The sequence below is a fragment of the Trichococcus collinsii genome (assembly GCF_900107505.1).
Lineage (GTDB): Bacteria > Bacillota > Bacilli > Lactobacillales > Aerococcaceae > Trichococcus > Trichococcus collinsii.
Genome location: NZ_FNQH01000006.1, coordinates 35,038 through 54,654, shown reverse-complemented (window position 1 = coordinate 54,654; position 19,617 = coordinate 35,038). Strand labels below are relative to the sequence as shown.

The window sequence follows — 19,617 nt, the reverse complement described above, 5'->3', positions numbered from 1 at the left end:
TTACTCGTAAAAGTTAATAATTAGAAGAGGAGGTTATACTATGTTTGGTCCAGATCCGGATGCAATCTACCCTAATCCAGCTATCCCAAGTGTTTGTTTCATTAAAAATGTAATTACTCGTCCAACCATTAAAGTGGGTGATTATACTTATTATGATGATAATGAAAGCCCTGCAGATTTTGAAAAACATGTAACGCATCACTATGATTTCATTGGAGATGATTTAATTATAGGCAAATTCTGCGCTTTGGGTAGTGGTATTGAATTTATTATGAATGGTGCAAACCATCGAATGAATAGTGTAACGACATACCCTTTCAACATATTCGGAAATGGTTGGGAAAAAGCTACTCCTAACCTCGATGACTTGCCATTCAAAGGAGATACTATCATTGGAAACGATGTATGGTTTGGGCAAAACGTAACTGTCATGCCAGGTGTTCATATTGGTGATGGCTCTATAATTGCAGCGAATTCTACAGTAACAGGTGATATTCCTCCTTACTCAGTGGCAGGAGGAAACCCTTGTAGACTCATCAAAAAACGGTTTGATGATGACTTAATTGAGTATCTTCTTTATTTGGAGTGGTGGAATTGGGATTCAGAAAAAATATTCAATAATCTCGAGATATTGTGTAGTGGAGATTTATCAAAAATAAAATCGATTGCTAAATAATATATTATTCAACATTTAAAATTGTTGAATATCTTTAACATCCGCTCTTTTGAATGTATGTGAAAAAAGTCGCGCAGTTAGCCAGTGGGGAATCCCGGCCGATTGCGCGATTTATTTTGCATAGTCCAATGTGTGAGGTTGGATTATGGAAGTCGTTATTCGGAAATTACAATGGCTTCTCTTATTTTTGAGAGGCATTTTTGTTTATATTAGCTAGGAATTTATCAGTTCAGCTCTTTCCAAAGCGCATTTTGTACTCGCTTGGTGCGTACCCGGAAAAGTTCTTGAACACTTTTCCAAAGTAGCTTTGGGAGCTGTAGCCGATACTTGAGGAGATTTCGCTGATGGGTCTTTCGGAATACAGCAACAATTGCTCCGCGTACTTCATCTTTTCTTCGGTCATGTAGGCTTGGATCGTCTTGCCGGTGTTCTTTCTGAACAGAGCGGAAAGATAGTTCGGCGTGACGGAAAGGATTTCCGCGATTTCGCCGATCTGAAGATCTTTGTGAAGGTTCTTCAGGATGAATTCCTGGATTTTGTTCACGTAAGGATGCGTGTATACAGCGGAAGCTTGGATTCTGGATTTTTTTGCTAATTCATGGACCAATAAAGTGTACTCCATTTCCGCATTGCGAATCAATCTCGTGATGTCCTCAACAGTTTTCAAACGCTCGATTTCAAGCGAGAAGGCATCACTCAATGAGTAGCTGATTTCCGGATGCAAGCCGCCACGCATCGCTGCGCGACTCGCCAAAGTGATAACGACTATCCCCAAGTTTTTCATGTTTCGGAGATCGTCGGTGGCGAGCCTGCCCATTTCCCCGCCATAGTCCTCGGCCCAGCTTTCCTTCAATTTGAGCATATCCCCGTTCATGATGCTGTCGAATTCGCGGATCTCCTGCTGATAGGAGTTATGCCAAACATCAGATTCCCTATCCTGAAAAAACTTGTCGACGTAATTTTTCTTGGCGGATTGCAGATGATCTTCGAAGTTATACGTCGACAATTCTTCAATAATCAGTTCATACTCGTGCGCCAGATTATGGATCAACAGCAGCACCTCAACGAGTTCGCTGACGACCATCGTAGGTACGCGATAGGTGCTGATATGTCCCCATTCCTCCAGGCAAATATTCCGCGTGATTTTGTAATCATCGCTCAGTTCGAGCGGCCCAACAATGAAAGTGTTGGCTTCGTGTTCCACCAAACCAAAAACATAGTGGTCGTTCAGACTGACGATCGTGGGCACGGCTTTGTTGGAATACCGCAATAATTTTTGTGAGCATTCTTCATTCAACTCAAATTGTTCCGCCAGTTCCAGATTTTTGCAGACGGATTGCGCTTCCGTTCCATTCTTATAAAGACTGATTTTTGTGTGCAGTTTTCTGGATGCATAAGCCATCAGATAGTTCAGATTCATGAAATTCACCTCTTGCGACAATTATAATAGAAAATTACCAATGAGCATAGATAATTTATATACGGTTAGCTGGAAACGCTTTATTATACGGGTATAAAGAAAAAGGATGTGTTGCGAATGAAAAAACAAGTCTTTAATCCTTATTTGCCGAATGATGAATACATCCCGGACGGGGAGCCAAAAGTCTTCGGGGACCGGGTGTATGTGTACGGGAGCCATGACCGGTTCAACGGTGATTTTTATTGCGTCAATGATTATGTCGGCTACTCCGCTCCGGTGGACGATCTTAGCGACTGGTGGTTTGAAGGGGTCATCTACAAAAAGGACCAGGATCCTTTGAATCCGGAAGGAAAATTCAATATGTTCGCGCCTGATGTCGTCCAAGGGCAGGACGGTAGATTCTATATGTATTACGGGATGGATTTTATCAATCAGATTTCCGTAGCGGTAGCGGACCAACCTGAAGGGCCTTTTGAATATTACGGTGCAGTCCATCATCCTGAAGGGACCTTGTTGGGCGAAAAATCCACGGATGCTTTCCAGTTCGATCCAGGTGTTTTGGTTGATGAAGATAACCGGGTTTGGCTGTATACGGGATTCGGTCCTAACGAAGCGTTCCGGGAGATGTTCGCGGAGCACTTCGGTCAAACACTCGGTGAATGCGGAAACTATGTGACCGAACTGGAAGCGGATATGCTGACGGTCAAAACGGCCCCGGTCCAGCTGATCCCGAATACCTGGGACAGCGAAGGCACGGATTTCGAAGGGCACGCTTTCTATGAGGCAAGTTCGATCCGCAAGTTCCACGGCAAGTACTACTTCATCTATTCCTCGGAGTTAAGCCATGAATTGGCATACGCGATCAGTGATTATCCTGACAAGGGTTTTATCTACGGCGGAAGCCTTCATTCCAACGGGGATATCGGTTTCCAAGGGAACACAGAGGAAGTGAACTATTGGGGAAACAATCACGGTTCTGTGGCCTGCATCAATGGTGAATACTACATTTTCGGGCATCGTCAAACGAATTACACCGAGTTTTCGCGACAAGGGGTGGCCGAAAAATTACTGATGACGGCAGACGGCCGATTTGAAATGGCCGAAATGACCAGTTGCGGTTTGAATCAAGGACCGCTTAGAGGAACCGGCAGCTATCCGGCTGCGATCGCTTGCCAACTGTACAGCGGCAGCGGCGCATTGAAGAGCACGGAAGTATCGGAAAAAGAAGAGCATCCTTGCTTCACGCAGGAAAAGGATGATAGCCAAAATAATCCAAGCCAGTACATACACAACCTGAAGGACGGATCGGTCGCCGGATTCAAGTATTTCCATTTCGATGATTTGGACTCTCTTTCAGTCACGACGCGCGGGCCCGGAAAAGGTCTGTTGGGTGTTTATACGGAATTGGAAAAAGCACCGATCGCGAAAATTCATGTAAGCCCTTCACCGGAATGGCAAACATTTGAAGCGAATGTATCCGACAGTGTCGTGGGTGAAAAGCCATTGTTCTTCCGCTATGAAGGTATGGGAACCATCGATTTCAAGGCTTTTGCGTTAGGGTAATCAATCATTTTTTTGGAGGAGGACACATGGAAGAAATTTTGTACGGAGTAGCTTACTACTATGAATATCTGCCTTATGATCGTTTGAAGGAAGACATCGAGATGATGAAGAAGGCGGGCATCAATGTCGTCAGGATTGCGGAATCCACTTGGTCCACTTATGAAAAGAGCCCAGGAGAATTCGACTTCTCTTCTGTGGATCTGGTTATAGATGAAATGGAGAAGGCTGGCATCAAAGTGATCATCGGCACGCCTACTTATGCAGTCCCGAGCTGGCTTGTCGATATGGATGCGGAGGTGATGGTGACTCGAAAAGGCAGCGGACGGGCCATCTACGGCCAACGCCAAATAATGGACATCACGAACAAGACTTATCTTTACCATTCGGAACGGGTCATCCGCAAACTGATCGAGCGGACCGCCAATAGAGCGAATGTTATCGGCTTCCAACTGGACAATGAAACGAAAGCCTACGGGACTTCCGGGAAAAATGTCCAAATAGCATTCGTAGAGCATCTGAAAAGGTTATTCGACGGCGATTTGGACAAGCTGAACGCCGCCTATGGGTTGGATTATTGGAGTAACCGGATCGATTCCTGGGAGAACTTCCCTGACGTGAACGGCACAATCAATGGTAGTCTAGGCGCAGCATTTGAAGAATACCAACGGCTTCTGGTCGATGAATTTCTGCAATGGCAAGCGGACATCGTCAATGAGTACAGACGGGAGGACCAGTTCCTAACACAGAACTTTGACTTCGAGTGGCGAGGGTACTCCTATGGGGTCCAGCCGGAAGTGAATCACTACAAAGCTAGCCAAGCCATCACAATCGCAGGCTGCGACATCTACCATCCGACGCAGGATCTGCTGACAGGCAAGGAAATCGCCTTCTGTGGGGACAGCACGCGCAGCCTGAAAAAGGACAATTATTTGGTGTTGGAAACGGAAGCACAAGGTTTTCCGCAATGGACGCCATTCCGTACCCAGTTGCTGTTGCAAGCTTATAGCCATCTTGCATCGGGAGCAAACATGGTGATGTATTGGCACTGGCATTCGATCCATAATGCCTGCGAGTCTTATTGGAGAGGGCTGTTGAGCCATGACTTCAAGGAAAATGCTACCTACCGGGAGGCGGTGACGATCGGCAGCGAATGGAAAGACTTGTCGCCGAAACTGGTCAATCTGAAGAAGCACAATAAAGTGGCACTTGTGGTCAGCAATGAAGCTTTGACAGCGTTGAAATGGTTCCCTGTGGACCTGAATGCGGCTTTCCAATCGAGCATCAGCTACAATGATATCGTTTTGGCGTATTACACCCAACTATACAATCTGAACATCGAGTGCGATATCGTGACGCCAGATATGGTGGGTTGGACGGACTATGAGATTTTGGTTGTTCCGGCTCTGTACAGCGCATCAGATGAAACCTATCGGGAATTGGCAGCCTTTGTCGAGAAGGGCGGGAATCTACTGTCCACTTTCAAAACGGCAGTCGCGAATGAACACTTGAAGATTTCGTATGAAGGCACGCCGAAAGGGCTGCAGGAAACCTTTGGCATGCAGTACAACCAATTCGCGATTCCAAGCAAGACTCGTTTGACAAGCGAATTCTTTTCATTCGAAAAGGATGCAGAAGTGCAAGGATTCATGGAAATGTTGGAACCAGATGAAGCAACTGTGTTGGCAAGCTACGACCATGCGCCAGGAGACCGGGATGTCGCAATCACTGCAAACGAGTACGGAAAAGGCAAAGCTGTCTATGTTGGCTGCATGATGGACGACCAGAGTTTCAGCCAGGTAATCAGGAAAATTTTCGAAGAACTGTTTGCTTATCAAATGAGTGAATATGCATTTCCGATCATCGTCAAAAAAGGCACCAATCAATTTGGAAATGAACTGACGTATCTCTTTAATTATTCCGAGAAAGAACTGGCGGTCGCTTCCCCAACTGAAGGAATGTCGTTAAGAGAGAAAAGAAATATTGCTAAGAATGAAAGCCTTATCATCAAGCCGTGGGATCTTGTGATTCTGGAAAATGAACAACAATAATAGAGCAGTGGAAGGGGTATTAAAAATATGGCAACACAAACTGAAGTAAAGAATCAATTAGGTGTAAAATACAATTCGGATCCGAAAGCATCGCTGTCATTTTTGGAGCGGTTTGCGTACGGGTCAGGGGATTTTGCAAGCAATATCGTCTATTCGGCGATTTCCATTTTCCTGGTGTATTATTATACGGACGTTGTGCATGTCAATGCGGCTGCCGTAGGGAGCATTATGCTGATTTCCAGGATTTTCGACGGATTTAGCGACATCGTCATGGGCATCATAGTAGACCGGACATCTTCGAAGTTCGGGAAAGCCAGGGTTTGGGTCATGCGCATGGCGATTCCTTACGCGCTCTCCGCCATCCTGCTGTTCTCTGTGCCGGCGAACGCAAGTGATATGTTCAAAATCGTTTATGTTTTTTTGAGCTATAATTTAGTTACTACAATCATCTTTACGGCAATCAATGTCCCTTATGCAACGATGAATGCGATGATGACCCAGAATCAGTATGAACGCGCCTTGCTTGGAACTTTCCGGATGCTTTTGGCGACTGCAGGAACTTTGTTCATCAACACTTTCACGCTGAAATTCGTCGATTACTTCGGTGGCGATCCACGTGCTTGGACTTTGACGTTTGCTGTATTTGGACTCATGACGGTTGCAATCCTGTTGTTCACTTTCATGTTCACGCATGAACGTGTAATCGAAGTGGAACGCACAGAAGAAAATAAGACTAGTGTCAAAGAAGAGTTCAAAGCATTGCTCAAGAACAAATATTGGCTGATGATGGCTGCGGTCATTTTCCTGCTGTACTTGTCCCTGACGGTTAATGGCGGAAGTGCGGTCTATTATGCTAAAACAGTTTTGAATGATCCTTCCTTTGTTGTTCCTCTAGGAAATGCGACGACGATTGCGCAGATTTCGACAATGTTCTTCACTGCTCCTTTCATCAAACGGATGGGTAAACGAAACGTAATTTTGGTCGGTATGTTGGTGACAACATTGGGTTACATCGTGATGATCATGGCAGGTACGACTTATTCCATGATTTTGGCCGGAAATATTATCAAGGGTATCGGCGGAGGATTTGCAGCTTCTTGTCTGTGGGGAATGCTTTCTGATACAATCGAATACGGTGAATGGAAAACCGGCATCCGAACAGCCGGTTTGGCAAACTCAGCTTCTTCATTCGGCAGCAAAGTAGGTTCCGGTTTGGGTGGTGCCGTCTTGGGTTGGATCATCTCAGCCGGCGGATACGACGGAGAAGCGGCAGTGCAAACAAGCAGTGCAATCAGTGCAGTCAATGCTGTCTACATTTATGTTCCGCTGGCACTGACAGCGGTTTCGTTAATTTTCATCTACATGTATAAATTGGACAAAGAATATGATAATATTATCAAAGACTTAGATGAACGAAAATTGAAACAATAATCGTGTTCAGGGTGAGGCGGACTACTCGCCGAGCCCTGATTTTTTGTATTGAAGAGCGGATGCATTCAATAAATAAACGAAGGCGGGACTGACATGAAGAAAAACTATTTAAGCATCGATATCGGCGGCACGAACATCAAATTGGCCTTGATTGACCATTCAGGGCAGATCCAGTCCAAGAAGCAGGTGGGGACACCGCATGAATACGGTGCATTCATCGCCACATTGGAAAATGAAATCGAAATGGTGAAAGATGAAATTCGCGGGATCGCCTTCAGCTGTCCGGGGAAAGTCGATACGGAAACGGGCCTGATTTCCTTCGGCGGAGCCTTGCCATTCCTGGATGGGATTTCCTTCATCCAAGAATTCCAACCGAAATTTGATGTACCGGTTTCTGTCATCAATGATGGCAAAGCTGCAGCTTTGTCGGAGCTGTGGCTCGGCAACCTTACTGGCATCGAGAACGGCCTGGCACTCGTGCTCGGGACCGGCATCGGCGGCGGGCTGATCCTTGATGGGAAGCTCTACCAAGGTAAAAATTTCCAAGCAGGTGAATTGAGTTTCATGATGAAGCAATCCGGCAAGCCATCGTTTGATGATATGTACGGCAAGACCGGTTCGGCTGTCGGGCTGGTCAAGAAGGTGAACCTGGAACTGGGGACCGAGGACACAAAGGACGGCGCAGCTGCTTTCGAAGCAATCAACCAAAAGGACCCGAGCGTCTATCAGATTTTCGAAGCCTTCGCCAGGGAAATCGCCTACATGATTTGCAACGTCCAAGCCATCCTTGACCTCGAGAAGATCGTCATCGGCGGTGGGATCAGCGCTCAACCGATCGTTACCGAAGAAATCCGCAAACAATACCGCGCCATCCGCGCAGGTCTGCCTTTCTTGGAGAACACATTGACGGAAGTTGAAATCGACAGCTGCCGCTTCCTGAATGATGCGAACTTGTTGGGGGCCTTGTATCAGCTTTTGCTGAATGCGGATGAAGAGATGGTCTTGAACAGGTAAAGAATATTCTCTGTAAGAGTTGTGTATTTTGATTCAACTTTGCGTAGATCCAGATGGATTGAAACTATAGAGTTGGCAGATTCACCCGAATAAATTCAAATTTTATCACGCCATCTGAAATCATCCTCAAATGGAAAAGTCCAATACAAAACCGTAAGCTCTGAGCACTACGGTTTTGTATTGGACTTTTTTATTATTTATCGCTTCCGCATTTTCACGATTTGCATGAATCCTCTTTTTTTGAAGCCAATCTGTTCAAAACCAACTGCTTCGAAATTTGCGCTGATTTCTTTCGGTGAGTAACATTTCACATCCCCCGCTTTCCAATGACGGAGCAGCGGGTTTGTCAGGAAACGGATGAAAGGAAAATACATATCCGCGATGTAGAGTCTGCCTGAAGTCTTCAAAAGGCGGTTCGCTTCCTGGGCGAAGGCTTTCACGTCCGGAAAATGATGGTAAGCTGCGCAGACGATGATTATGTCAATAGATTGACTAGGCAACGATGAATGATCACAGGAACTCACTTCGAAGGTCATATTTGGGCATTTTATTTTTGCGTTCCTGATCATTTTATCAGCTATATCGAGACCATAACCTCGGATCTTCCATCTTTCAGAAAGCATCTTCAGAAGGGTACCATTACCGCAAGCAATATCCAGGACAGCATCATTTGGATGGATGACGATATCCTCCAGCAAGAAATTTTTGAATTTATTGGTGACCAGGCTGTCAAACGAATGGTCATAGTTGTCAGCGATGCGGTTATAATATTTTCTGGACTTTTCCTCGAACGTCTTCATTTTGCGATTCCCCTCTTTTGACAGCTGTCCATATAGCGAAAAAACGAGTAGAGCAAAAGTTTACGCACTCATTATACAATTATCTTTTTTTGGTGGCTATGATAGATGTCATTTTATTAAGTTTAACACTTTTCAAAATCTAATCTAACAGCTACGTAATCTCCGCTTTGGTTCTCCAATGCAATACCGCAATTAGAAAGTTCTGAGCCGGAATATTGCTTCTGGCTGTTGATTTCAACGTAGCTTGCTTTCAAGTCAATATAGGGAATCTTAATCAGTAAAGATAACTCTGATAAATCATAAGTATTGCGGAAGACATAAACAATGATTTTTTTTCTCGCTTGATCAGTGAACATCCAGGTGCAGCGGTTGGTGTCAAAGGGGGATTCCAATCGATAAAATTCGCTTGCCAGCAAGAAATCCCTATCCTCCTTATACTGTTCAACATGGGTTTTGATGACAGATTTTTCGTGGTCGCTAAGCTGCATGATATCCATCTCATATCCCATATTCGTGGAGGAAGCGAGGTGCTTTCTCGTCTCAAAATCTGTCATGCGTCCCGTTTGATGATTTGGTATGGATGAAACATGACCAGTCAAAGAATAAGGTGAAAAAAGATAGGAAGCGCCGTATTGAATCCTTTGTCTGTCCAACCCATCGGTGTTATCGCTGGCCCATGTTTGGGGCATGAAGCACAACATCCCCGGATCCAATCTCCCACCGCCGCTTGAGCAATTCTCAAAAAGTACTTCAGGGAAAAGCGTCGTGATCGTATCGAGTATGCTGTAAAGTCCCATCATGTAACGATGCGAGTACTCGTTCGCCTGAGATTTGTTCATCAAGTTCGCAGCTGGTTCCGTTATATGGCGGTTCATGTCCCATTTGATATAGCTGACACCGAAGTCTGTGATGCTTCGAGTGAGGAGGTCGATAATGAACGTCTGGACTTCTTCCTTGGTTAGGTCCAGAATGTATTGACTCCTTCCAAGAATGGGTTCGTATTCCGCAGTGCGCATGACCCAATCTGGATGGTTCTGCATCAGATTGCTGTTAGGAGAGATCATTTCCGGTTCAAACCAAATACCGAATTGCAGGCCCTGCTCCCTTGCATAATCAACGAGGGGCTTGATGCCGTTCGGGAATTTATTTTCATCTACTTGCCAGTCGCCAAGAGAAGTCTGGCTGCTGTTCCGCGCACCGAACCACCCGTCATCGAGTACAACAGCCTCAAAGCCCATTTCCTTTGCAGAATCGATAAGGTCTTTCATTATATTTTCGGAAACGTTGAAGTAACTCATTTCCCAGCTGTTCACCAGAATTGGACGCGATTTGTTGACCCAGTTTTGGGGAATCAAATGCTTATTGAAAAACCGATGGAACACATTGGAATTTCCATTGTAGCCGTTGTCGCTATAACTCAGCACAGCTTGAGGGCTCTGAAAGGATTCGCCCGGATCAAGTTGCCAGGTAAATGTATCTGGGTTCAAACCAATCTGCAAACGCAAATGATTATACTGATCCCTTTCAAGATTGCTTAGATGGTTGCCGCTATAGATCAATGTCATTGCGTGTACGTCACCGGAAAATTCTGTGGCATCCTTAGAAATCGAGAAATAGGGCGGGTATTGAGGGCCACTTGCGCCGCGGTTGCTGCCGACTGAAAACTTCCCATGGCTGATGGACTGACGGTTCAATTGATATTCTTTTTGGTGTGTTCCATAAAAAGTGGTACTCAACTGACCCTCGTAACGCATATCAATTGAGGCGCTGTACAGCTTTTCAATCATCACACTGGTACTGCTCTCGTTGATGATTTTGCTTGAACGTATGATTACGTCTGCGTCTTCAAAAATCGTATAAAACAGCAACAATCGGATGTTTGAAATAGCATCGACCAAATGAACAATCAGTGTCTGAGAAGCTGATTCGGGCATGTCCCTTGCATGAGGGAAGGCGGTGAATGTAGGTGCCTCATCAGAAATTTCAAATTTCTCATAGGAAAAACGGCTGACGGTATATCCATTGCGCATTCTTATCTGCACGGAAGGTTCACGATAATCTCCTTGGTTGGGGAAGCTGACTTCCTGAGGCACATACTCAAGGGAGAATTCAGGACGCTCGGGAATATTCATGGCTGCAAATGTCCGTTTTTTTAATGTCGGTTTATTCGAAAAAGAATAGGATTCAATCCGTTTTCCCCAGTGGCGATGCGCCAAATAAGTATCCTCAACGATTTCAAAGACATAGCTTATGTTGTCGTTCCTAAGATGGAAGACTTGCCTTTGATCATCGTATACAATCATCTGTTTGTTCATTTTTTGTAATCCTTTCGATATTGAGATGGTGATAGGCTGGTTTCTTTTCTGAAAAACTTTGAGAATGAAAGGGCATCGCTGAAACCTACGGAGCTTCCGATGATATTGATCGGATCATCCGTAGCTATCAGTAACTCTTTTGCTTTGTTGATTTTTAGATTTGTTAAATATTTTTTTGGACTTATTCCCATTTCGGACTTGAAGATTCCCGCTAAATAGCTGGGATGAATGCCAGCAAAGTCAGCGATATCTGAGATGTGTATATCGTCATGGTAATGCAAATCCATATATCTCACCGCTTTCGATGAAACCGATGAGGAGTAGGTTGTGTTCGAATGTTTGATGCACTCTTCAAGCAGTGTTCCGATGATGTCATACATAACCCCGTTGATCTTTAAGAAAGAAGCCGTGCTGTCATCGTTGGACATGTCGATAATCTTCATTATTTTGGTTTCATACAATTCTGCATCCGCACAGTCCAGAACAAAATGTTCTTCGCTTGACTGCATAAGCATTTGGACATAATTATGCGATTGGATACCCAGAAAACCGATCCAGGAATATTTCCACGGTGAATCCACTGAGGCAGTATAAGTAGAAATTTCGCCTGCAGGGACAATAAAGAGTTGATTCTCATGAACCTCAAACTTTTTATCATTAATTTCCAGTGAGCCGTTGCCCTCCTTAACAAAATGAATAAAGTGATAATCTCTGCGCTTTGGCCCGTAGCTGTAACCAGCTTCACAATATTCAATCCCACTGTTGTAAAGAATGAAATCCGAGATGCTCTTTTTTGAAAAATCTGTGAACTTATCAGTGTACTCTCTATTATTTTTATCCATGGTTTCATTATACATGCATCCCTCTCAATGGCTATCTTGATATTAGAAATTTCCATATACCTCTGTATTTTTTCCATATTCTATTTGAGACAAGCTCTGGTATTATGTATCTAACAAGAGCGGATGAAAGCGCATTAATTCGATTTGTTAATTTGATTTGAGGAGTGATTATCATTAAGGAAAATCCATATCGGAATTTTTTTCATCTGGAACCTGATCGAGGACTCTTGAACGATCCGAATGGGCTTATTCAATTTCAGGGCAGATATTATTTTTTCCATCAATGGAATCGGTTTGGTTTGGATCATGGCTACAAGGAATGGGGAGCATTTACTTCATCGGACTTGAACAATTGGGATCATCTGGGTTCAGCACTGCTACCCGACAGCAAGGAAGACAGCGATGGCGTCTATTCCGGAAGCGCCATTGAACATGACAATAAGCTGTATGTTTTCTATACTGGCAACACTAAGAACAGCGGAACGCGTAAAACCTATCAAAGAATGGCTTATTCCTCGAATGGCTGTACATTCATCAAGAGCGAAAAGGTAATTGAGACTCCTGATGGTTTTACAGAGCATCACAGAGACCCAAAAGTGTGGCAGTCGAACGGAAATTGGTGGATGATTGTTGGGGCGCAAACAAATAATCAAGTAGGTGCCATCAATTTATTCAGTTCAACTGATTTATCAGAATGGAAATATGAAGGGGTTTTCTATTCAGCGCAAACGCTGGATCAGATGTGCGAATGTCCGGATTACTTCCAATTGGACGCTGCTGAAATTCTGGTGGTTTGTCCCCAGAAAAGAACTTCGATAGTAAACGGGGACGAGAATATTTCCAGCTATGCAGGCTATATTGTTGGAGCTTTTGAGAAAAATAACAAGCGTTTTCGTCCAGAAAGCGATATTATTTTGATTGATGAAGGCTTTGATTTTTACGCTCCGCAGTCTTTCGTTGATGAAAAAAACAGAAGAATTCTGGTTGGATGGATGTCCCGTATGAATGATGCAGAAGAAAAGGATTGTCCAACAGCTGCTTTCAATTACTTGCATTGTCTTACGATCCCAAGAGAATTATTTTGGGAAAACGATCGTCTTTATCAACGGCCGTTGGAAGAGTTGAAAATGCTGAGGAAGCAGGAAAATACGTTAACCAAAGCCAATGCTTTTATTCTTTCCGAAAGCAGTGCTTATGAATTGCATGTACAACTCGTCAATCAAACGACACCATTAGAAATATCCATGAATAATGGAAATACTGTCATCCACTTTGATGGCAGATCAAAATTGGTTATAAGTCGGATAAATTGGGTTTCAGGCCAACGTGAACTAAAGGAGTTGCATATTCCGCAACTATTTGAAATTCAAATATTCAACGATTCGTCAGCTATGGAAATTTTTATGAATAAAGGTGAAAAAGTATTCTCCATGCGTTACTTTTGTGAAGAAGAGCAGCGCGAAATTTTATATAGGGGTCTACAAGAAAATGGCTCAGTGGATTATTATTCGTATAAGGAGGAAGTCGAATGAATAACAAAGAACTTGCAGAAAAAATATTGGCACTTGTTGGGGGAAGAAAAAATGTGAAATCGGTTGCGCATTGTGCAACGAGACTTCGCATCATAACAAACGATAAAGAGGCAATAAATGTAGAAGGGATTGAGTCCCTCGAAAAAGTCAAAGGTAGTTTCTATAATTCAGGGCAATACCAGATCATCCTAGGGACTGGACTTGTGAATAAGGTTTACGATGAATTTGCGCCTATGGTGGAAAACACTGGAAGTCAGGCGTCTACTGATTCGCAAGAAGATCAAAAAATGACTCTTCAAGGCGCTATTCGGATTTTTGGCGATGTCTTTGTCCCGATCATCCCTGTACTGGTAGCGACAGGCTTGTTTATGGGTCTCAGAGGATTAGTTACACAGGAAGCAATCCTGGGACTTATTGGCTTAACCCCAAGCGATATTCCGCAGCAATTTCTCTTGTTCACACAAATTTTGACGGATACAGCCTTCGCTTTTCTGCCTGCTTTGGTGGCCTGGTCGACGTTCAGAATTTTCGGTGGAACGCCCATATTGGGAATCGTTCTTGGATTGATGTTAGTCAGCTCTGTATTGCCGAATGCTTATGCGGTAGGACAACAAGCAGCTGAGCCTCTGGTGTTTTTCGGTTTCATTAAAGTTGTCGGCTATCAGGGATCCGTATTGCCAGCTTTTGTCACGGGCATCATCGGTTCAAAAATTGAACGTGCATTGAAACGGAAAATTCCGGATTCTTTGGACTTGATCCTTACTCCATTTTTGACGTTGCTTCTTGGACTGATTGTTGCTCTGTTCTTCATTGGACCGATATTCCATGAAGTTGAATTGGGTGTATTGCATGTAGTGGAATCCTTATTGACACTGCCGTTTGGAATTGGCGGATTGATATACGGAAGCTTTGGGCAACTGCTTGGTATTTTCGGTATCCATCATATTCTGAATTTCCTGGAAATCAGTATGTTGAGTCAAACTGGCTGGAACATGCTCAATCCTATCGGAACTTGCGGGAACATAGCACAGGCTGGTGCGGTCTTGGCTGTTGCGATCAAGACGACGTCACCAAAAATCAAGCAAATTGCTTATCCATCAGCTTTTTCGGCAGCGTTAGGTATTACTGAGCCGGCTGTTTTCGGAGTGACCTTGCGACTGGTAAGACCGTTTGTGATGTCGATGATAGGCGGTGGTGTGGGTGGATTCCTGGCTTCACTATTGAATTTGCGCGCAACCGGAATGGCATTGACGGGAATCCCTGGGACATTGTTATACTTAAATGAACAACTGCCATTCTATATACTTGTCAACCTTGTAGCGTTCAGTGTCTCATTTGCATTAACCTGGTTTTTTGGCTACAAGAAAGATGACACGTTCTAAAAACAGCTTATTGATGGCTGACGAGTGAAAATAATTCCTGCTTCTGATTGTACGCTTTATGCGTGTGCAATTTGAGGCGGGAATTATTTTGTTTGCAAGTCAATTTTATTTTTGGGGAATAGCTTGCAGTTGGATTGATAAAGATATCCTCCGTTCATTTACTCACCAGGTTTGCTATGAAGTCCACTCCATGGTTTATAATATAAACATAGACTAAGCACGAGAGAGAAGTGAAGAAGATGAACAGCAAAGAAGTATCGCAGCTATTTGATATGCCGATCGATACTATCAGATATTACGAACGGGTCGGCGTGATTCCGCCGATAACGCGCGACAAGAATGGCTACCGCGTCTACGCGAAAAGGGATCTCAATTGGATTTTTCTGGCAAAGAGTTTGCGGAAAGCCGGTTTATCGATCGAGTCGTTGGTAGAGTTCGCAACGTTGGCGCAATCAAAGGATAATGTGCGGGATGCACAAAAACAGATTCTGCAGGATCAGCTGACGGAGATTAACGTAAAGTTGGAAGAGATGATGCAGGCAAGGGATTTACTGGAGTACAAAATCGAGACGTTTGATGATCATGTCGCTAAAATCAATGCCGGTGAACTGAGTGATGATGAGGTCGAAGAACTCTGGACAATGAAACATTTTAAAAAACAGGAAATACCGCTTGCTGTAGAGTGAACTCCATAGTATAGAGTTAGCATTGTAGTAAAAATTCCAATTGGAGGTTATTATATGCAAACAGTAAAATTAAATAACGGTGTAGAGATTCCAGTTTTAGGCTTCGGTACGTTCCAGATTACCGATCCCGTTGAAGCAGAACAAGCCGTCATTGAAGCAGTCAAAGCGGGCTACCGTCATATCGATACGGCTCAGTCTTACATGAACGAAGAAGCTGTCGGACGCGGAATCGCGAACTCTGGCGTACCGCGCGAAGAGCTTTTTGTGACAACCAAAGTATGGGTGGAAAATGTTTCCTATGAAGGCGTGAAAGCTTCATTCGAGCGCTCGCTCAAACGTTTGGGATTGGATTACGTTGATATGCTTTTGATCCACCAGCCTTACAGTGATGTCCATGGAGCTTGGAGAGCCATGGAGGAATTGCAGGAGGAAGGGAAAATTCGCGCAATCGGCGTTTCCAACTTCGCCGTCGATCGTGCAGTGGATTTGGCGACCTTTAACAAAGTCGTTCCGCAAATGGACCAGATCGAAATCAACCCTTTCCATCAACAAATAAAGGCTATCGCAGCGTTGAAAGAGGAAGGCATCATGCCGGAAGCTTGGGCGCCTTTTGCTGAAGGCAAAAATGACATCTTCAACAATGAAGTGCTGGTGTCCATCGGGAAAAAATACAACAAATCAGTGGCGCAAGTCATTACCCGCTGGTTGGTGGAGCAGGATATCGTTGTCCTGGCAAAATCGACCAAACCGGAACGCATGGCTGAAAACCTGGATGTATTCGACTTCGCCTTGACGGATGAAGACAAGGCGCAGATTGCGACTTTAGATGACGGTGAAAGCCAATTCTTCTCGCATGCCGATCCTAATATGATCAAATGGATGGCAGAAAGAAAAATGGGCGTCTAAGGGTGTAAAACCGTCTGAACTGAATGATGAATGAGCAAACACAAAAAAACAGAAATCCGAATCAGTGGATTTCTGTTTTTCATTTAAAGTGTTTTACTTGCTTAAACTTAATTCAATTGCAGCAACTTTTTCTTCGACGTAAGTCTTAACTTCATTTTTGGGCATATCCAACACGACAGCAAATTCGCCGTAAAGCATATCTTCGGCTTTTTTCATGTAGCGTCTGTCGGTTTCGGAGACCTTTTTATTTTTTGTGGCTGCGATTTGGTTCTTGAGGTAAACCGTTTTGATCACTTGGATCAGGTACTTGCAATCATGCCGTTCCATGGCTTTATCATAATGATCGGAAAGAAGATTCGCGCTGCTGTATAGGATATCCGTTTCGATTGACGGAATCTGTTCGATTATTTCTTGTGCGTCATCAGCAGAAATAACGGGACGCATAAATACTTTCGTATCAACGGGTGTGAATACTGTTCCGTTCCGATACAGGGGCTTCAGAACATAATATAGACGATCATTTGCGACAGCGGTGACATTCATAACTTCGATCGCTTCGACTCGGCAGACCCCTTCGTTTCCATACACTATCAAATCATTAACTTTGTACATTTAATCCTCCATATCTTTTCCAAAAGCAACAAAAAAGCGCGCAGATATATGACAACAGGACTTACGTTTGTCATAACTACACGTTGTATAGATATTATACCAAATTTTGACTGTTTTTGTAAGAGGCGATTTCAAATAAAGTTTCTATTATATGGGATGCACTGTAAATGGAGCGGATATGGTGTTTTTATTGCTTGCTGCTGCGGGAAGTGGAGAGACAGCTGGAATGAGAGTGCACGGAATGTTACCGTTCAATCGAAAAAGAGCAGCCGGCGAGTTATTTTGTCTTCAGAAGGGCAGAGTTTCCCCGCCAAATACAGTTTGGCGGTTTATTTTGCGAGGCGATCGCACCGAATAACCCTTCAAAGTCATTTTGGCGGTTTATTTTTGGATATCAGGCTTCAGTTAGCCTGCCAAAACCGGTTTCGGCGGGGTATTTCCGCGGACGGGCAAAAACTCCAAACATCAAAAACCGCAAAGAATCCCCAACCGGGCCCAATAGCTGCCCGTTCAGCCAGCTGAGCAGATGGAGGGGGCACATACCAAGAATTCCTGAATAATAAGTTTACGTTGCTGATTTGTTATAATATTCCACCAAAGAGTGATATTATTTTTACAAGGAGTGTGATGGACATGGGTGAGGATCTTGAGTTGGTTATGATTTTGGCTAGCATCGGAATTATCGTTGCGTTTGGGTATCTGGTTGTTAATTGGGTCTTGAATCTGACTGCCGTAGAGGTTACCGAAAAAGCCAAATTGATCGGGAAAGATACGGAGAATGCGAGTCACATGAACGGCGATTCATTGATGATGACAATAACCTATGTGTTGACCTTTGAAGCAGACGGGGGCGAACGCATCACTTTCCGTGTCGGCAGAGGAGTATACCGGAAATATTTCATCGGCGATTACGGTAGGCTGACGTACAAAAGAAAATGGTTCAGACAATTTGAACGGATTTGAGATAACTTTGTCTGCTTTTGTTCCGGGGCAACTTGACTATCCATTTTTCCTGTAGTAGTCTGTATGGGTATCAAAAAACAGAATAAGACAGTTCGAAACCATCCTGTCTCAAAATAAAACTAGGACCTGACTGCTGCGTATTTGAAGCGGTCGTTTGTTGATGGGCATAGTGTGCCCTTTTTTTGTGCCAAAAAATATAAATGATATGCATATTTCGAAGCCATCAAAGACAAGGAAAGTTCTGGAAAGACGGATCGGCAGAACGGCAAGTGTGCCCACGTAGTGGCGACACCTGCTGCAGAACAACTTTAAGGGGAGAAATAAAAAAATGTATATTTTAAAAACAGAACACAGCTTCGACAGTGCTCATTTTCTTGCGGGTTATGAAGGCAAATGCGCAAACATACATGGCCACAGATGGCGGGTCGAAATCCAGGTGCAAGCTGAAGAATTGGTTACATCCGGCCAACTGGACGGAATGGTAGTGGATTTCGGGGATTTGAAAAAGGATCTCAAGGCCGCCGTGGATCACTTGGACCACGCGCTGATCATCGAGCAGGGGACCATGCGGGAACAGACGCTGCAATGCATCAAGGAAGACGGTTTTGCCGTCCTCGAATTCCCGTTCCGTCCGACAGCCGAAAATTTCGCCGCACATTTCTACAGAACGATGGCTGACTTGGGTTATGATGTGAAGCGGGCGACCGTTTATGAAACACCCACAAACAGCGCGGCTTATGAAGAAAGCGGGGTAAGATAAATGGTATTGCAGGTAGTTGAAAAATTCGTCAGCATCAATGGCGAAGGCCGCAGGTGCGGACAATTAGCGACCTTCATCCGATTTGCGGGCTGCAATCTGAATTGCGGCTATTGCGATACTGCATGGGCCAACGACAGAAAAGTCGCGTTTGATCCGATGACGGCAGAGGAAGTCTATGCCTACATCAAGGACACTCAGGTCACCAATGTCACCCTTACTGGGGGAGAACCATTGCTGCAGCAAGACATGGGAGAACTTTTGGAGTTGCTGTCGCAGGATCCGGACCTCTATGTCGAAATCGAGACGAACGGTAGCGTGTTATTGAGTAAATTTTCGGATCTGGATAACCCACCGAGCTTCACGATGGACTACAAGCTTCCTTCCAGCGGGATGGAGCGCATGATGGCATTGGAAAATTTCGATCATCTGACTGAGAAGGATACGGTCAAATTTGTATCGGGGAGCATGACGGACTTGGAGAAAGCTCGTGAACTCATCAATAAATATAACCTTACCGAAAAAACCAACATCTTTATCAGTCCGGTGTTCGGGGACATCGAGCTGGAAAGCATCGTCGATTTCATGAAGGACAACCAGATGAATGGGGTAAACATGCAGGTGCAGCTCCACAAAATCATTTGGGATCCGAACGAGAGAGGAGTTTAAC

At 44.3% G+C, this 19,617-nt stretch carries 17 protein-coding genes; 12 read left to right on the top strand and 5 right to left on the bottom strand.

Annotation, left to right across the window (positions count from 1 at the left end):
* Positions 1 to 40 precede the first annotated feature (40 nt).
* The gene (locus BLV66_RS12510) at positions 41 to 676 is read left to right on the top strand and encodes a Vat family streptogramin A O-acetyltransferase (protein ID WP_086986429.1); all 636 of its coding nucleotides are present in this window, start codon (positions 41 to 43) and stop codon (positions 674 to 676) included.
* A 229-nt stretch (positions 677 to 905) separates the two neighbouring features.
* On the opposite strand, the gene BLV66_RS12505 is transcribed toward BLV66_RS12510, so the two are convergent.
* Positions 906 to 2,096, bottom strand: a complete 1,191-nt coding sequence (locus BLV66_RS12505) for a helix-turn-helix domain-containing protein (RefSeq protein ID WP_086986430.1) — start codon at positions 2,094 to 2,096, stop codon at positions 906 to 908.
* A 117-nt stretch (positions 2,097 to 2,213) separates the two neighbouring features.
* Here BLV66_RS12505 and BLV66_RS12500 point away from each other — a divergent pair, with 117 nt between their 5' ends.
* The 4 genes from BLV66_RS12500 to BLV66_RS12485 all read left to right on the top strand — a co-directional run bounded on the left by BLV66_RS12500 (position 2,214) and on the right by BLV66_RS12485 (position 8,152).
* Positions 2,214 to 3,659 (top strand): family 43 glycosylhydrolase, encoded by a 1,446-nt coding sequence (locus BLV66_RS12500; protein ID WP_086986431.1) that lies wholly within the window; start codon positions 2,214 to 2,216, stop codon positions 3,657 to 3,659.
* Between the two features lie 26 nt (positions 3,660 to 3,685).
* Positions 3,686 to 5,707 (top strand): beta-galactosidase, encoded by a 2,022-nt coding sequence (locus BLV66_RS12495; RefSeq protein ID WP_086986432.1) that lies wholly within the window; start codon positions 3,686 to 3,688, stop codon positions 5,705 to 5,707.
* A gap of 27 nt (positions 5,708 to 5,734) precedes the next feature.
* Positions 5,735 to 7,138 carry an MFS transporter gene (locus BLV66_RS12490; protein ID WP_086986433.1) on the top strand — a complete coding sequence of 468 codons (1,404 nt, stop codon included), beginning with the start codon at positions 5,735 to 5,737 and terminating at the stop codon, positions 7,136 to 7,138.
* Between the two features lie 93 nt (positions 7,139 to 7,231).
* Positions 7,232 to 8,152 (top strand): ROK family protein, encoded by a 921-nt coding sequence (locus BLV66_RS12485; protein ID WP_086986434.1) that lies wholly within the window; start codon positions 7,232 to 7,234, stop codon positions 8,150 to 8,152.
* A gap of 197 nt (positions 8,153 to 8,349) precedes the next feature.
* Here the strand turns inward: BLV66_RS12485 and BLV66_RS12480 are convergent, their stop codons facing one another.
* The 3 genes from BLV66_RS12480 to BLV66_RS12470 all read right to left on the bottom strand — a co-directional run bounded on the left by BLV66_RS12480 (position 8,350) and on the right by BLV66_RS12470 (position 12,124).
* Positions 8,350 to 8,952 (bottom strand): class I SAM-dependent methyltransferase, encoded by a 603-nt coding sequence (locus tag BLV66_RS12480; protein WP_086986435.1) that lies wholly within the window; start codon positions 8,950 to 8,952, stop codon positions 8,350 to 8,352.
* A 122-nt stretch (positions 8,953 to 9,074) separates the two neighbouring features.
* A complete protein-coding gene (locus BLV66_RS12475) occupies positions 9,075 to 11,267 on the bottom strand; it encodes an alpha-galactosidase (protein WP_093114569.1) in 2,193 nt (730 codons plus the stop codon).
* Entirely contained in the window at positions 11,264 to 12,124 is an 861-nt protein-coding gene (locus BLV66_RS12470; protein ID WP_086986437.1) for an AraC family transcriptional regulator, read from the bottom strand. Before BLV66_RS12470 ends, BLV66_RS12475 begins: the two co-directional genes overlap by 4 nt.
* Before the next feature lie 149 nt (positions 12,125 to 12,273).
* Between BLV66_RS12470 and BLV66_RS12465 the strand changes: the two genes are divergently transcribed.
* From BLV66_RS12465 to BLV66_RS12450, 4 genes are all read left to right on the top strand, one after another.
* Positions 12,274 to 13,641, top strand: a complete 1,368-nt coding sequence (locus BLV66_RS12465; protein ID WP_256327910.1) for a glycoside hydrolase family 32 protein — start codon at positions 12,274 to 12,276, stop codon at positions 13,639 to 13,641.
* Positions 13,638 to 15,023 (top strand): PTS transporter subunit EIIC, encoded by a 1,386-nt coding sequence (locus tag BLV66_RS12460; protein ID WP_086986438.1) that lies wholly within the window; start codon positions 13,638 to 13,640, stop codon positions 15,021 to 15,023. The genes BLV66_RS12465 and BLV66_RS12460 overlap by 4 nt, the downstream gene beginning before the upstream one ends.
* Before the next feature lie 239 nt (positions 15,024 to 15,262).
* Positions 15,263 to 15,709: a MerR family transcriptional regulator gene (locus BLV66_RS12455; RefSeq protein ID WP_086986439.1), complete on the top strand. Its 447-nt coding sequence runs from the start codon at positions 15,263 to 15,265 to the stop codon at positions 15,707 to 15,709.
* Between the two features lie 54 nt (positions 15,710 to 15,763).
* On the top strand, positions 15,764 to 16,615 hold the full coding sequence (locus BLV66_RS12450; RefSeq protein WP_086986440.1) for an aldo/keto reductase: 852 nt from the start codon (positions 15,764 to 15,766) through the stop codon (positions 16,613 to 16,615).
* 93 nt (positions 16,616 to 16,708) lie between these two features.
* On the opposite strand, the gene BLV66_RS12445 is transcribed toward BLV66_RS12450, so the two are convergent.
* A complete protein-coding gene (locus BLV66_RS12445; protein ID WP_086986441.1) occupies positions 16,709 to 17,227 on the bottom strand; it encodes a CarD family transcriptional regulator in 519 nt (172 codons plus the stop codon).
* Positions 17,228 to 17,860: 633 nt separating this feature from the next.
* On the opposite strand from BLV66_RS12445, the gene BLV66_RS12435 reads away from it, so the two are divergent.
* The 3 genes from BLV66_RS12435 (at position 17,861) to queE (ending at position 19,616) form a co-directional block, all read left to right on the top strand.
* Positions 17,861 to 18,190, top strand: a complete 330-nt coding sequence (locus BLV66_RS12435; protein ID WP_176974262.1) for a DUF2500 family protein — start codon at positions 17,861 to 17,863, stop codon at positions 18,188 to 18,190.
* Between the two features lie 328 nt (positions 18,191 to 18,518).
* Entirely contained in the window at positions 18,519 to 18,950 is a 432-nt protein-coding gene (gene queD, locus BLV66_RS12430; RefSeq protein ID WP_086986444.1) for a 6-carboxytetrahydropterin synthase QueD, read from the top strand.
* Positions 18,951 to 19,616, top strand: coding sequence for a putative 7-carboxy-7-deazaguanine synthase QueE (queE, locus tag BLV66_RS12425; protein WP_086986445.1), 666 nt, complete (start codon positions 18,951 to 18,953; stop codon positions 19,614 to 19,616). It begins immediately after the preceding gene.
* Position 19,617: the final 1 nt, after the last annotated feature.